At 70.7% G+C, this 14,957-nt stretch carries 12 protein-coding genes; 8 read left to right on the plus strand and 4 right to left on the minus strand.

The features are described 5' to 3' along the window. Window positions 1–90: 90 nt before the first annotated feature. Window positions 91–1,629, minus strand: a complete 1,539-nt coding sequence (locus M2351_RS11925; protein ID WP_264656275.1) for a hybrid sensor histidine kinase/response regulator — start codon at window positions 1,627–1,629, stop codon at window positions 91–93. Window positions 1,630–1,826: 197 nt separating this feature from the next. Between M2351_RS11925 and M2351_RS11930 the strand changes: the two genes are divergently transcribed. Then, window positions 1,827–2,357: an MmcB family DNA repair protein gene (locus M2351_RS11930; RefSeq protein ID WP_264656276.1), complete on the plus strand. Its 531-nt coding sequence runs from the start codon at window positions 1,827–1,829 to the stop codon at window positions 2,355–2,357. Window positions 2,358–2,536: 179 nt separating this feature from the next. After that, on the plus strand, window positions 2,537–4,393 hold the full coding sequence (locus tag M2351_RS11935) for a response regulator (protein ID WP_264656277.1): 1,857 nt from the start codon (window positions 2,537–2,539) through the stop codon (window positions 4,391–4,393). A 232-nt stretch (window positions 4,394–4,625) separates the two neighbouring features. Here M2351_RS11935 and M2351_RS11940 read toward each other — a convergent pair whose 3' ends face one another. Further along, the gene (locus M2351_RS11940; protein WP_264656278.1) at window positions 4,626–5,189 is read right to left on the minus strand and encodes a GNAT family N-acetyltransferase; all 564 of its coding nucleotides are present in this window, start codon (window positions 5,187–5,189) and stop codon (window positions 4,626–4,628) included. A gap of 161 nt (window positions 5,190–5,350) precedes the next feature. Here M2351_RS11940 and M2351_RS11945 point away from each other — a divergent pair, with 161 nt between their 5' ends. The 3 genes from M2351_RS11945 to M2351_RS11955 all read left to right on the plus strand — a co-directional run bounded on the left by M2351_RS11945 (window position 5,351) and on the right by M2351_RS11955 (window position 9,576). Further along, entirely contained in the window at window positions 5,351–7,429 is a 2,079-nt protein-coding gene (locus tag M2351_RS11945) for a 4Fe-4S binding protein (RefSeq protein ID WP_264656279.1), read from the plus strand. Window positions 7,430–7,615: 186 nt separating this feature from the next. Further along, window positions 7,616–8,641, plus strand: a complete 1,026-nt coding sequence (gene moaA, locus M2351_RS11950; protein ID WP_264656280.1) for a GTP 3',8-cyclase MoaA — start codon at window positions 7,616–7,618, stop codon at window positions 8,639–8,641. An 83-nt stretch (window positions 8,642–8,724) separates the two neighbouring features. After that, window positions 8,725–9,576, plus strand: coding sequence for an NAD kinase (locus M2351_RS11955; RefSeq protein WP_406567378.1), 852 nt, complete (start codon window positions 8,725–8,727; stop codon window positions 9,574–9,576). Between the two features lie 47 nt (window positions 9,577–9,623). Here M2351_RS11955 and M2351_RS11960 read toward each other — a convergent pair whose 3' ends face one another. Further along, entirely contained in the window at window positions 9,624–10,490 is an 867-nt protein-coding gene (locus M2351_RS11960; protein ID WP_264656281.1) for an N-formylglutamate amidohydrolase, read from the minus strand. 276 nt (window positions 10,491–10,766) lie between these two features. Between M2351_RS11960 and M2351_RS11965 the strand changes: the two genes are divergently transcribed. Together M2351_RS11965 and M2351_RS11970 are read left to right on the plus strand one after the other, a co-directional pair. Then, window positions 10,767–11,717, plus strand: coding sequence for a M14 family metallopeptidase (locus M2351_RS11965; protein WP_264656282.1), 951 nt, complete (start codon window positions 10,767–10,769; stop codon window positions 11,715–11,717). A 65-nt stretch (window positions 11,718–11,782) separates the two neighbouring features. Next, window positions 11,783–12,817 carry an AbrB family transcriptional regulator gene (locus M2351_RS11970; protein ID WP_264656283.1) on the plus strand — a complete coding sequence of 345 codons (1,035 nt, stop codon included), beginning with the start codon at window positions 11,783–11,785 and terminating at the stop codon, window positions 12,815–12,817. A 308-nt stretch (window positions 12,818–13,125) separates the two neighbouring features. Here the strand turns inward: M2351_RS11970 and M2351_RS11975 are convergent, their stop codons facing one another. Continuing rightward, on the minus strand, window positions 13,126–13,659 hold the full coding sequence (locus M2351_RS11975; protein WP_264656284.1) for a CreA family protein: 534 nt from the start codon (window positions 13,657–13,659) through the stop codon (window positions 13,126–13,128). A 130-nt stretch (window positions 13,660–13,789) separates the two neighbouring features. Between M2351_RS11975 and M2351_RS11980 the strand changes: the two genes are divergently transcribed. Then, window positions 13,790–14,902, plus strand: a complete 1,113-nt coding sequence (locus M2351_RS11980) for an AI-2E family transporter (protein ID WP_264656285.1) — start codon at window positions 13,790–13,792, stop codon at window positions 14,900–14,902. The last annotated feature ends 55 nt before the right edge of the window (window positions 14,903–14,957 follow it).

Consider the following 14,957-nt stretch of genomic DNA (forward strand, 5'->3'; position numbering starts at 1 on the left):
ATGCGGCAAAATGACAAGGCTGCAACGCACGCCGGTCGAAGATTTCGCAATGCACACAAATGCTCAGAAAACTCAAATTTGAATGAATATCTACGATCTCAGGCGATCACGGCCGAGCAGCCGTGCAACCGCCGCTCGAAGGGCCAGCGCTGCCACCGGCTTGTGCAGCAGGGGATAGCCCGACAGGCGCGCCTCGCGCAGGCGCATCGGGTCGGTGTCGCCGGTCAGGATCAGGCCCGGCACCTCGCTGTCCAGGGCCTTGGCGATCTGGCGGATGGCGACGATCCCGTTCGCCGCCCCTTTCAGCCGCAGGTCGGAGATCACGAGGTCCGGCGCCCGCTCGCCCGGGCCGAGCCGCTCCAGCGCCGCGTCCACCGATTCCGCGCCGATCACCGCGCAGCCCCATTGGCTCAGCAGGGCGTCCAGCGCGTCCAGCACCATCGGGTCGTCCTCCACGACCAGGACGCGCGCCCGACTGATGTCGCCCGGCGCGGGCGCCTCGCCGGCCGGTTCCGGCGCGGGCGCCGGCGCGTCCTCCGCGGCGTCGGTCGCGCGGGGCAGGACGACCGCGACCATGGTGCCGCGCCCGGCCACCGAACCCACCTCGATCCGGTGCCCGAGCCGCCGCGCCAGCCCGCGCGCCAGGCGCAGGCCCAAATCAATGGCGCCCAAATCGATGGCCCCTCCCCCGCCCTCCGGCGCGTCGTCGGCGCCATCCCCCAGGCCCCGGCGCAGAGCGTCGAGCTGGTCGGGCGTGAGGCCGCGGCCCGTCGCCCACAGCTCGATGCGCAGGTCGCCACCGCGCCGCCGGCACCCGAGCACCACGCGCCCGCGTTCGGTGTGGCGCAGCGTGTCGCCGACGAAGCCCTGGAGGATGCGCTCCAGCAACGACGCGTCGGTTCGCACGCGGACGGAGCAGGGAAGAACGGAGAAGCGCAGGCCGCGGTCCGCGAACTGCTGCGCGGCGTCGAGTGCGATGCGCGTCAGGATGCCGTTGACCACCGGGCTGCCGACGTCCGGCTGGACGAGGCCCGCTTCCAGCCGCACGAGGTCGAAATGGCCGTCCACCATGCCGCGCATGGACTGGATGGCGTTGCCCATCGCCTTGACCAGATCGCGCAACGCGGCGTCCGCCGCGCCACCAAGAGCGCCACCGGGCGCCCCTCGGCCGGGACCGCGCGGCGGGGAGCCCCGGCCGGCGTCGATGCGGCCTTCCAGCGCGCCGAGCAGAAGCGACAGGGCGGCCAGGGGCTGGCGGAGATCGTGGCTCGCCGCCGCGAACAGCCGGCCGGACGGGTCCGTCGCCGGCATCGGCGCAACTGGCATCGGCAGGGCGGGTGCCACCGAGGATCGGGATGGAGCGGACATGGTCACGCGGCGGACGAAGCCGCCGTCGGACAGCGGCCAGTCGGTCACCGTCACCCCCGGCCCGGCCCCGGCGCCCTCGCCACCGTCCGCGTCGAACAGGCAGGCCAGCGCCTCCGGCCGGGCGCCCCGGACGAGCCGCCCCGCGGCGCCGGGGCGCTCCGCCGCGGCCCGATCCCAGGACAGCAGCCCGCCGGTCGCGTCGAACACCAGAACCGCGCCCGCCTCCTGCCGGTCTTGCCGGATTCCACCGTCCTTGGTCACGGTCCGGCATCTCCCTGCATGCTCGGGGTCTCGATTGCCTAGCCTACGGCGACTGCCGCCAGGATCAAGCCCGCCATTCGACAGAGCCTCGACGGGGGATGAATTGCCCCTTGGCAACGGCGCGGAGTCGGTTCAAGGTGGGGCCCGTTCCCGAAGCGTTCTCTCAATTCCGTTTCCCAATCCCACCGCTGCCCGGAATGACCGAACCCGCCTCCGCCCCCGTCTCCGCCCCCATCTCTACGGACGACGTCACGCCGTCCTCGTCCGCCCCGGACACCCTCTTCCCGGCCTCCGGGGCGGTGCCCATCTTCCGCGGCGTGCGGCGGGCGCTGGCCGCCCGCGGTTTCGTCAGCATGGCCGAGTTCCGGCTGGCCAGCGGTCGCCGGGCAGACGTGCTGGCCATCGACGACGCCGGCACCGTCGTCATCGTCGAGGTGAAGAGCGGCGTTCCGGACTTCCGCTCCGACCAGAAGTGGCCGGAATACCAGGACTGGTGCGACGCCTTCTACTTCGCCGTGGACGACGCCTTCCCGACCGAGCTGATCCCCGACGACTGCGGCCTGATGGTCGCCGACGCCTACGGCGCGGAGGTGCTGCGCGAGGCGCCGGAGCGCCGGCTGGCGCCCGCGCGGCGCAAGACGCTGATCCTGCGGGCGGCCCTGACCGGCGCGGCGCGGCTGCACCGGCTGGAGGATCCGGCCTTCTCGCAGGACCGCTCCGCGCTCTGATGTGTCGGTTGGGATCCGCCGGTTGGGCGGGCGGCGGCGGGCTGTGACCGAACGCCCATGGAAATCGCGGCGCAAGCCGGTATAACGGGGTGATGAATAGAAACGGTCGGGCGGCGATGCACGCACAGGATGCCGGACAGGATGGAGCGATCCCACGGAACGGCTGGACGCCGTGGACCGTGGCGCTGCTCCTGTCCGCCGCGCTGACCGGGCTGCTGGCCGGCGGAGCCTGCCGCTACGCCATGACCGGCACGGACGAGATGCTGCGGACCCGTGTCGAGAAGGGGCTGGACGACACGCTGGCCCTGATGCGGCTTTCCGGCACGGCGGGGGCGGTCGCCACCGTGGTGACGCAGCTCGAAACCGCGCCGACGCTTCCGCTTCGGCAGGGCCTGCACCCGGCGCTGAACCGGCGGGTGCAGCAGCTCGGCGATGCGGTGGACGCCCTGCTGCGCGACCCCCTGCTGCACGACCGGGACGCGGAGCGCGACCGCATCGCCGCCCTGCGCGCCTCGGCCGCGGCGCTGCGGGTGGGGGTGGAGGACCTGAACCGCGCGGTGGACGAGCGGCTGGCCGTGGAACACGAACTGCGCGCCGTCCTGGAGCAGGTGGGCGCGCGCATGGCGGAGTTCATGGAGACGCTGGACAGCCTGCCGCCCGGCGGGCCGCGCCCGGCCATCGAGGAGGCCGGGCGGGCGCTCGGCACGCAGCTGCTCGACGCCGGGCTGTCCCGGGCGCCGATGCCCAAGGCCGCCACGGCTGCGCCCAGGGCCGCCTTCCGAAAAACCGCCGACACGCTGCTGGACGCGCTGGGCGCCCTGCGCATCGACCACCTCAGCCCGCGTCGCGCCGAGGCGGCACGCCGGCTGGTGGCGTTGGGCGTGGACAGCGGCAACCTGTTCGATTTGCGCCAGGAGCAGGCGCGCCTGGCGGCCACCGCCGCCGACACCGCCGACGCCCTGCGCGCGCGGGCCGAGGAGGTCGCCGCCCAATCCGGGCGCTTGGCACAGGCGCTGCGCGACTCCACTATGGCGGAGCGGGACCGGATCGCCGCCGGCCTGATGTACGGGCCGGCCGGAACCGGGCTGGCCGCAGCGCTGGCCGTGCTGGCGGCGGGCTGCGTGCTGGGCGCCGTCGCGGCCGCCCGCGCCCGGCGCGCCGTTCCGGCCGTGGCCGAACTCCCGCCGGACGTGACCGCCACCGCCACCCAGGCCGGTCCCACCCAGGCCAACCCCACCGAGGATAAGCTGTCCCTTCACATCCTGCTGGCCGAGGACGAGCCGGTGAACCAGATGGCCGCCATGGCCATCCTGCGCCGCGCCGGGCATCGGGTGGCTCTGGCCAGCGACGGCCGCGCTGCGCTGGCGGCGGTGGAGCGGGACGGCTGCGACCTCGTGCTGATGGACCTGCGCATGCCGGAGATGGACGGCATCGAGGCGACGCGGCGCATCCTCGCGCGGTCGGCCAGCGCTCGGCCGGAATGGGAACGGCCGCGGCCGCGCATCGTCATGCTGACCGCCAGCGCCGTGCCCGGCGACCGGGAGCGCGCGCTGGCCGCCGGCGCCGATGAGGTGCTGGAAAAGCCCCTGCGCTACGACGCCCTGCGCCCCGTGCTGGACCGCCTGTTCGCCAGCGCACGGCCGCCGACCGTTGTGGAGCCGCCGCCTTCGGACGCCGGCGCCCCGGCTTGCGATGCCCCGCCTTTCGACGATGGCGCGGTCCGCCAGATGCGCGACCTTCTGCCGGCCGAGCGGGTGGCGGCGCTGGTCACCGGGACGGTCAACACGCTGAACCAGTACCACGCCCGTCTGGCCGAGGCCTGGGCCGCGGGCGACACCGCCACGGTCGGCGCTATGGCCCACAAAATCGCCGGCGTGTCGGGCGTCTACGGCTGCATGGCGCTGCGCGGCACCGCCCAGGCGCTGGAGCGCGCCGTGGAAACCGGCGATGGCGACGCCGCCGCCCTGGTCCGCCAGACCACCGCCGCGCTGGCTCCAGCCGTGGCATTCCTGGAAGGACAATTGGCGGCCGTGTGAGGAACACCGGGGCGTGTGAAGAACACCGTTGCGGGCAACAAGATCTCCACGGATTTCATGGATTTAAGCACGGATTTCATGGATTTAAGCACGGATTACACGGAAATTGTTTGGACGTGCGCAGTGGCCGTTGCACGATCAGCGGCAACTCGGCAGGCTCAAAAAAATTCGTGAAATCCGTGCCAAAATCCGGGAAATCCGTGCAAACCCTGTTGCCTGCGAGAATCCGAAACTACCGCACCGCGACCGGCTGCACCGGACCAGCGCCCGTGGGGACATCGCTGCGCCCCGCGCCAAGCTCCTTCTGCATCATGACGAGGTCGAGCCAGCGGCCGAACTTCAGCCCCACCGCCTCGACCACACCGCAGGTGCGGAAGCCCATCGCCGTGTGCAGCCCGATGGAGCCGGCATTCTCCGTTCCGCCGACCAGCGCGACCATCTGCCGGTAGCCCAGATCGGTGCAGCGGTCGATCAGCGCCTGGAGCACCGCGCGCCCGACGCCCTGCCCGCGCGCCTCCTCCGCCACATAGACAGAGTCCTGGATCGTGAAGCGGTAAGCGGAGCGCACATGGTAGGCGCTGCCGTAGGCGTAGCCCAGCACGACCCCGTCCCGCTCCGCCACCAGCCAGGGCAGCCCGGCCCCGGTGATGGCGCGGAAGCGCGTGTCCATCTCCGCCGCGTCCGGCGGTTCCTCTTCAAAGGTGCCGACGCCGTGCAGGACATGGTGGGCGTAGATGCGCTGGAAGGCGGGAACGTCCTCAACACGGGCGTCGCGGAGGGTGAGCGGGCTCGTCATGACCGGGTGGGCATCCAATTGGAATGATTCGATGGCCGGCATCCTGCGCCGAAAATTTTCGGGTCGCAACGGCGGCCCCGTATCGATATGTACGGATGAGGAACGCGCGGGCCGCAGGACCGGCCGTGCGGGCGCTTTGGCCAGGGACAGGAAGCATTGCGATGAAGATCAACGGCCGGACGGTGATGGTGTGCGACTGCACCCACACGATGGCGCTCGACGGCAAGGCGCTGGCCAAGGCTTGCGGGACCGCCGCGGCCGCTGAGGGCGACCTGGCCGTCGCCACGCAGCTGTGCCGGTCGCAGCTCGACCGGTTTGAGGCGCGCGTCAAGGAAAGCGGGCCGCTGCTGGTCGCCTGCACGCAGGAGGCGCCGCTGTTCGCGGAGATCGCCGCGGAGGACAACCCCGATGCGATGGTCGCCTTCACCAACATTCGCGAGCGCGCGGGCTGGTCGGACGAGGGCGCTGAGGCGCTGCCCAAGATCGCCGCGCTGTTGGCGGAGGCCGCGCTGGACATCCCGCCGACCGGCACCATCACGCTGACCTCGGAAGGCACCTGCCTGGTCTACGGCACCGACGAGCGCGCCATCGAGGCGGCGCGGCGCCTGTCCGGCAGCCTGGACGTCACCGTCCTGTTGAAGAACCCCAGGGACGTGGCGCCGCCGCGCGTCATGGACGTGCCGGTCTTCAAGGGCACCATCCGCGCCGCCAAGGGCTGGCTCGGCAACTTCGAAATCGTGGTGGACGACTACGCGCCGGCCATCCCGGCGTCGCGCGCCGCGCTGGCCTTCGACCCGCCGCGGCAGGGCGCCGCGTCACGCTGCGACGTGATCGTCGACCTGACGGGCGGCGCGCCGCTGTTCCCCGCCCACGGCAAGCGCGACGGCTACTTGCGCCCAGACCCGGACAGCCCGGCCGCGGTGGCCGACGCGCTGTTAAAGGCCGCCGACCTCGTGGGCGAGTTCGAGAAGCCGCGCTACGTCGACTTCAAGGCCGACCTCTGCGCCCATTCGCGCAGCCGCAAGACCGGCTGCACCCGCTGCCTGGACGTCTGCCCGACCGGCGCCATCACGCCGAACGGCGACCACGTCGTCATCGACCCGCACATCTGCGCCGGCTGCGGGTCCTGCGCCGCGGTTTGTCCCACGGGTGCCAGCACCTACGCCCTGCCGCCGCAGCAGACGGTGTACGAGCGGCTGCGCACGCTGCTGTCGTCCTACGCCAAGGCGGGTGGAACGGATGCGGTCCTGCTGGTCCACGACCCGCGGCACGGCGACGAGATGATCTCGCTGATGGCGCGGCACGGGCGCGGCCTGCCGGCGCGCGTGCTGCCCTTCGCGGTCAACGAGGTGACGCAGCTGGGCTTCGACGCCTTCGCGGCGGCGCTGGCCTATGGCGCCGCGCAGGTGCGCGTGCTCATCGGGCCGGGCAACGAGGGGGAGACGGCGGGGCTCGCCAGCCAGATCGGGCTGGCCGAGACGGCGATGGCCGGGCTCGGCTACGGGTCGGGGCGCGTGTCGATCATCGACGCGCGGGACCCCGACGCGGTGGAGGCGGAGCTGTGGGACCTGCCGCGCACGCCGGGCGCTGCGGCCGGCACCTTCCTTCCGGCCACCTTCTTGCCAATGGGCGGCAAGCGCACCGTCACCATGCTGGCGCTGCGACACCTGCACAAGGTCGCGCCGGAGCCGGTGGAGGTGCTGCCGCTCGTCCCCGGCGCACCGTTCGGCCGCGTCCAGGTGATGGTGGAAGGCTGCACGCTCTGCCTCGCCTGCGTCGGCGCCTGTCCGACCGGCGCGCTGCTCGACAACGCCGAGAAGCCGATGCTGTCCTTCTCCCAGGACGCCTGCGTGCAGTGCGGCCTGTGCCGGAACACCTGCCCGGAGAAGGTCATCGCGCTGGTGCCGGAGATCGACTTCCGCGACAGCGCCCGCGGCGCCAAGGTGATCAAGGAGGAGGAGCCCTTCTGCTGCGTGAAGTGCGGCAAGCCTTTCGCCACCAAGTCGTCCATCGAGAAGATCGTGGCGGCGCTGGCCGGCAAGCACGCGATGTTCGCCACGCCGGAGGCCGCCAACCGCATGCGCATGTGCGGCGACTGCCGCGTCATCGACCAGTTCGAGCAGGGCGACGCTCCCTTCGCCATGGGCGGCCCGCGCGGGCCGCGCACGACCGAGGACTATCTGCGCGAACGCGAACTGGCGCGCGGAACCGACCCGGAGGATCCGGGCAGCGTCCATTGACCGCAGGCCAGCCGGGCCGGGACTTGATTACCGTCAAGGTCCCGCCCGACGGGGCGTGGTCTTTTGCCCCCGCCTTTCCAAGGGGCGAAAAACCCGCACCAACGTCCTATATGGAGAGGCCGGGTTTGGCGTCATAATCAGCCTGCCCGCCGCTGTAGTCCCGGATCCGTGGGGAGAAGCCTTCCGATGACGACCCTGCCGCCGACCGCTCCCGCTCCGCTCGTCGACCCGTTCGGGCGGACCGTCAGCTATCTGCGCGTCTCCGTCACCGACCGCTGCGACCTGCGCTGCGTCTACTGCATGGCCGAGGACATGAGCTTCCTGCCCAAGGCGGAAGTTCTGACGCTGGAGGAGATCGACCGCGTCTGCTCCGCCTTCGTGAAGCTGGGCACCCGCAAGCTGCGCCTGACCGGCGGCGAGCCGCTGGTCCGCAAGGGCATCCACGAGCTGATCCACAGCTTGGGCCGCCACGTGAAGGCAGGCGACCTGGACGAGCTGACGCTGACCACCAACGGCACCATGCTGTTCAAGTACGCGGGCGACCTGATGGAGGCCGGCGTCCGGCGCATCAACGTGTCGCTGGACACGCTCGACCCGCACAAGTTCCAGGCCATCACCCGCTGGGGCCGGCTGGACAAGGTGATGGGCGGCCTGATGGCGGCCAAGGAGGCGGGGCTCAAGGTCAAGATCAACACGGTGGCGCTGAAGGGCGTCAACGACGACGAATTCCACCGGCTGGTCGCTTGGTGCGGGGAGCACGGCTTCGACCTGACTTTCATCGAGGTCATGCCGATGGGCGAGATCGGCGACTCGGCCCGGCTCGACCAGTACCTGCCGCTCTCCATGGTTCGGGCGGAGTTGGACAAGCGCTGGACGCTGGAGGAGATCGACTACCGCACCGGCGGCCCGGCGCGCTATGTGCGGGTGGGCGAGACCGGCTGCCGAATCGGCTTCATCACCCCGCTGACCCACAATTTCTGCGAAAGCTGCAACCGCGTGCGGCTGACCTGCACCGGCACGCTCTACATGTGCCTGGGCCAGGAGGACGCCGCCGATCTGCGCACGCCGCTGCGGATGAGCGACGACGACGACCTGCTGGTCGGCGCGGTGCGCGAGGCGATCGCCCGCAAGCCCAAGGGCCACGACTTCATCATCGACCGCCGCCACAAGGGCCCGGCCGTGCCCCGCCACATGAGCGTGACCGGCGGGTGAGGCGGAACACTCCCCTATGACCCTGCCGGGCTTCTTCGGGATCCGGTCCTGCGCTATGGTCGGTGCGCCATGACCGAGATCCCATGACCGAGACCGCCGCCAACACGCCCGCCGATCCGCTTGCGGATCCGCTGACCCAGATTCCGCCCCGCATGCCGGACGACATGCGGATCGCCTTCTGCTGCGCCAACACCGAGGAGGCGCGGCGGGCGCGCACGCGGCTGGTGCACCGCTACGGCAATGTGCCGCTGGAGGAGGCGGACATCATCGTGGCGCTGGGTGGCGACGGCTTCCTGCTGGAAACGCTGCACCGCGCGCTCGGCCGCGACGGACAGAACCCACCTCCGGTCTACGGCATGAACCGCGGGTCTGTCGGCTTCCTGCTGAACCGCTTCCGCGAGGAGGATCTGCCGGAACGGCTGGCGAGCGCGCAGCGCGTGACGCTCCATCCCCTGCGCATGAGGGCGACCTGCGTCAACAACAGGCAGGTGGAGGCGCTGGCGATCAACGAGGTCTCCCTGCTGCGCGAGACGCGGCAGGCCGCCAAGCTGCGCATCACCGTGGACGGGGTCGCCCGCCTGCCGGAACTGATCTGCGACGGCGTGCTGGTCGCCACGCCGGCCGGCAGCACGGCCTACAACCTGTCGGCCCACGGGCCGATCATCCCGCTGGGCGCCGGCGTTCTGGCCCTGACCCCGATCAGCGCCTTCCGCCCGCGGCGCTGGCGCGGCGCGCTGCTGCCGCACGCGGCGAAGATCACCTTCGACATCCTGGAGGAGGCCAAGCGCCCGGTCAGCGCCGTCGCCGACTCGACCGAAATGCGCGACGCCATCCGCGTCGACGTGGAAGAGGCGCGCGACGTCTCCCTGACCCTGCTGTTCGACCCGGAGCTGAACTTCGAGGAACGCATCCTCAAGGAGCAGTTCACGCCGTAAGGTGTGGGTGTTGGGTTGCGCTGCGCTCCACCCAACCTACAGGCTGATCACTCCGCGGCGCGGCGGGCGGTGCGGGATTCGGCGTGGACGCCGATGCGGTGCATGAGGGTGCCGAGGTCGGCCTGGAGGCGGGCGAAGCCGTCGTGCCGTTCCAGCGTCTCCTCGTCCATGTAGAGGCGCCGGTTGATCTCCAGCTGGAGGGAATGGCGCCCGCGCGCTGGGTCGGAATAGCGGGCGACCAGCTCCACCCCCTTGTAGGGATCATTGATCGCGACCGAATAACCGAGTCCCGTCAGCACGTCGGCGACCAACGCCGCGAACGCCGGCTCGCAGGTAGTGCCGTCGCGGTCGCCGACCACGAAGTCCGGCCCGCCGCCGCGGCGCATGCCCGGCGCCATGGCCGAGGGCATGGAGTGGCAGTTGACGTGCCACACCGCGCCGAAGCTGGCGCACAATCCGTCCAGGATGGCGGCGACCTGGAAATGGTAAGGGCGGTAGTAGCGGTCGATGCGCTCCGACACCTCGGCGACCGGCAGTTTGCCGTCGTAGAGCGGCAAGCCGGGCCGGCAGAGCGTGCGGATCAGCCCCATGCCCGCGGCACTCTTCTCGGTCGGGGCCAGAGGCTCCGGCCAGGGGCCGTCGAGCAGAGCCGGATCGATGTCATCGACGGCGCGGTTGGCATCGATGTAGGTGCGCGGGAACAGCGCGCAGAGCAGCGTCGCCCCATGCTCCGGCGCGTGGGAGAACAGTTCGTCGACGTGGGTGTCCTCCGCCTGCCGCAAAACTGGCAGCGGGCAGGTGAAGGCGAAGTCCCGCGGGTAGGAATGGCCGCTGTGTGGGGAATCGAACAGCACCGGCAGGCGCCGGCCGATCGGATCGTTGCGGACGAGCACGTCCTCGATCACGAAGCTCATGGCTGAACCCGCATGCCTGAACCCGGTGTCCCCGATGCGTTGCCGGCGAAGCGCCCCGCCCGCCCGAAAGAGGCCCGGAAGAGGGAGGATCCACGCCAAAGCGGATGGGTCGGATATAGACGAAGGCCGGGAAGGCGTCGACCAAAAACCGTCATACAGCGGTAAGAGCTTCGACACGGCATTCGACACTGTGGAAACAGTGCCGGGACTGGCGCGCCGCCGCTGTCTCCGCCATACTCACTGGTCGACGAACGGCGCCCGAATCGCGAGATCCGCTTGACCGAGCTGCTGCCCCCCATCGAGCTGACGCCGCCGGACATCGCTCCCTACCGGCGCGGCAACACCGGCATCGACCACGTCACCACCCTGGACGGCGGCCGACCGGGGCCGCACGCGGTCATCTGCGCGCTGGTGCACGGCAACGAGCTTGGCGGCGCCGTGGCCCTGGACCGGCTGTTCCGCATCGGGCTGAAGCCCAACCGCGGGCGCCTGACCCTGGTCTTCGCCAACACCGCCGCCTACCGCGGCTTCGACCCGGAGCGGCCCTACGCCTCCCGCTTCGTGGACGAGGACTTCAACCGCGTCTGGTCGCCCGACGTGCTGGACGGCCCGCGCGACAGCGTGGAGTTGCGCCGCGCGCGCCAGTTGCGGCCGGTGTTCGACGCCGCCGACGTCATCCTCGACCTGCATTCCATGACCGCCGACACCGCCCCGCTGGTCCTGTGCGGCCAGACGGTACGCGGACGGGATCTGGGCCGCCGGATGGGATACCCGGCCTGGATCGTCGCCGACGAGGGCCACGCCGCCGGCCGCCGCCTGATCGACTATGCGGGCTTCGCCGAGCCGGAGGGCGACCACACCGCCGTCCTGGTGGAATGCGGCCAGCATTGGCGGGAGGAGACGGCGGTTACCGCGCTGGAAAGTTGCCTGCGCTTCCTTCTGGTCCAGGAGATGATCGACCCCGCCTGGGCCGAAGGCATTCTGCGCCCGCACGACGACCCGCAGCGCGTGGTGGAGGTGACGGAGGCGATTACGGCGGAAACCGACACCTTCACCTTCAACGCCCCCTATGTCGGCATGGAGATCATCCCGCGCGCCGGCACGCCGCTGGGCCGCGACGGCGCGCGCACGGTCGTGACACCCTACGACGACTGCGTGCTGATCATGCCCGCGCGCCGGCCGAAGTCCGGCCAGACCGCGGTGCGGCTGGGCCGTCTGGTCCCGTGACCGACCCCGCACCACCCGTCCGCCCCAAAACCATACGCCGGCAGCCGCCCAAGGGGCCATGGCCCGTGACGCTGGCGCTCGGGATCGGGGCGGGTGGGGGCGCGTTGTTCAACCTGCTCCACCTGCCGCTGGCCTGGTTGATGGGCGCCATGCTGTTCACCACGGCCGCGGCCATGGCCGGCGTCCGCCTGCACGTGCCGAGGCCGCTGCGCGGCGCCATGGTGATGATCCTGGGCGTCATGCTGGGCAGCGGATTCACACCGGCGATCCTCGGCCGTCTTGGCGAGTGGACAGTGTCGCTGAGCGGGCTTGCCGCCTACCTCGCTGTGGCGACGGTGCTGGGCGTGCTGTTCCTGCAACGGACGGCGCGGCTGGACCCGGCCACCGCCTATTTCACCGCCACGCCCGGCGGGTTGAACGAGATGGTGATGGTCGGCACCCGGATGGGCGGCGACACGCGGACCACGGCGCTGGCCCACGCGCTGCGGGTCATGCTGGTGGTCATCGTCATTCCCTTCGCCTTCCAGGCGCTGGGCCTCTACGACCCAGCCAAACGCGGGACGCTGGGGCCGGCGCTGTCGGCGCTGGACCCGGTGGACGTCGCCCTGCTCGCGCTCTGCGCGCTGGGCTACCCGCTGGCGCGGCTGCTGCGCGTCCCCGCGGCGCAGATCGTCGGGCCGATGCTGCTGTCGGCCGGCATCCACCTCGCCGGCCTGACGGAGGGGCGGCCGCCCGGCCTGCTGGTGGCCGGCGCGCAGGTGGTGATCGGCGCGGCGCTCGGCTGCCGCTTCACCGGGCTGAAGCTCAGCCGCGTCGGGCGGGACGGGGTGACGGCGCTGGGCCTGACCGGCCTTATGCTTCTGGTGACCACGGCCGCCGCCTGCGCGGTTGACGCGGCGACGGGGCTGGGCATCGCCGCCCTGATCCTGGCCTTCGCGCCGGGCGGGCTGGCGGAGATGACGCTGGTGGCGCTGGCGCTGAACATCGACGTGGCGCTGGTCGCCACGCACCACATGGTGCGCATCATCCTGATCGTGACGCTCGCCCCCGCCGCCTATCTGGCATGGCGCAAATGGGCCGCGGTTGCGGAGCGGCGCTGAACCACCTCTGAAAACGCAAAGGCGCGATCGGTCGCACACGCATGTGTGTTGCGATCCCTGCGATTCACCACTTTGTCGTGCGAGGTGGGGGCGCGGACGGGTGGTGGATGGCCACCACCCCGCCGCTTCAGTCGGAGGCGTCGAGGATGGACAAGATCCTGACACTCCTGATCCTGCTGTTCCAGGTCGTCAAGGCAATCCTTGATCTCCTGAACCGGTAGGCATCGGGCCGGGAGGCAGGGGGGCTCAATCCCCTGCCTCCCAAGCCTGATGATGGCGTCTCGCGCGCCCGATTGCAAGACGCCCCGCTATTTCCCGTTCGGCTTTCCCTTGCTCCACTGCGCGTTCGTGTCGATCAGCGGCACGGTGGAGATGGACATCTTCGCGGAGGCCTCCTTCACCTGCCGGCTGTAGACCACATAGACCAGCGTGTCGTTGGGCTGGTCGTAGATGCGGCGGATGGCGATCGCCTTGAAGATCAGGCTCTTGCGCTCGGAAAAGACCTCCTCGCCCTTCTGCGACAGGTCGATGTCGCCGACCACCACGGCGCCGGTGCGCCGGCAGGCGATGGAGGCGTTGGAGGGATCCTCGAACCAGTTCCCCTTGGTCAGGCGGTCGAGCACGCTGCGGTCGAAATCGACCAGATGGCAGGTGACGCCCTTCACCTTCGGGTCCTCGATCGCCTGCACCTGAAGCCCGTTGCCGGTCCAGTCGTTGGAGAAGCGGCCGACCACCGCGTCGGCCGCCGCGGCCGTGCCGGACCCAACCGTCGGAGGCAGCACGGAAAGGGCCAGGACCAACAGGCCGCGGCGGATGTTTATCGAAGGGAACGGGCTGCGCATCGCAAGGGGTCTCCGGTCATCACGATCCCGGGACCGCGGGTGCCGCCCCGGAATACCCCTAAATCGGATGGGTCCGCTTTCCCGTCAAGCGCCCCATCCGGCGTGCAACGCCCCGGAGTTCCCGACGCGCATGAGCGACCGCACCATCGATCCTCCCCTGGCCGACCCGCCGGAACCGGTGACCGACCCCCTCCCTCCGGCGAAGCATCCGCGCAACGTCGTGGCGGTGGCGACCATGGGGCTGTTCGTCATCGCCCTTCTGTTCTCGCTCTATTTCGGGCGCGACGTCCTGCTGCCGATCATGCTGGCGCTGATCCTGAGCCTGCTGCTGCGGCCCTGCGTGCGCATGCTCTACCGGCTCGGCCTGCCGGAAGGCCTCGGGGCGGCGGTGATGGTCGTGCTGCTGTTCGGGACCGCGCTGATGGGGGCCTACACCCTGTCCACCCCGGCGGTGGAGTGGGTCAACCGCATGCCCCGCGTCCTGCACGAGCTGGAGTTCAAGCTGGGCGACATCCGCGAGGGCATCCAGCGCGCCCGCGAGGCGTCGCGCCAGTTGGAGCAGATCACCAGCGACCAGAACGGTGCGACGCGCGAGGTGGTGGTGCGCGGCCCGTCGCTGGCCGAGCAGGTCTTCACCCAGGTGGAGGCGGTGATCGCCAACGTCGTGATCCTGCAGGTGCTGCTGTACTTCTTCCTGGCGCGCGGCCGGCAGAGCCTGGAGGCGCTGATCGGCACCATGCGCGACGTGGACGACCGGGTGCATTACGCCATGGTCGCGGCCACGGTGCAGCAGAACATCGCCGCCTATCTGGCGACCATCACCGTCATCAACTTCTTCCTCGGCGTGGCGACCGCGCTCGCCATGTGGATGTGGGGGCTGCCCAACGCGGCGCTGTGGGGCACGCTGGCCGGGCTGATCAACTACATCCCCTTCATCGGGCCGGCGATGGTGACGGCGATCCTGTTCCTGGTGTCGGTGCTGAGCTTCGACGGGCTGTTCAACATCCTCGGCCCGCCCTTGACCTTCGTGGCGTTGGCGACGGTGGAGGGCAACTTCCTGACGCCGATGATCGTCGGGCGGCGGCTCGCCCTCAACCCGATCGCGGTCTTCGTCTCCATCCTGTTCTGGGGTTGGATGTGGGGCATCCCCGGCGCGTTGCTGGCCGTGCCGATCCTAGCCATCCTGAAGATCCTGTTCGACGCCCACGAGCCGCTGAAGCCCATCGGCGCGCTGCTGGGCTGACGCGGCAAAAGGTCGTGGGAGGAAAGGCCGGCTGGCCCGAAGCCCACCGCCGTGG

Origin of the sequence: Azospirillum canadense (assembly GCF_025961225.1) — a bacterium.
GTDB lineage: Bacteria > Pseudomonadota > Alphaproteobacteria > Azospirillales > Azospirillaceae > Azospirillum > Azospirillum canadense.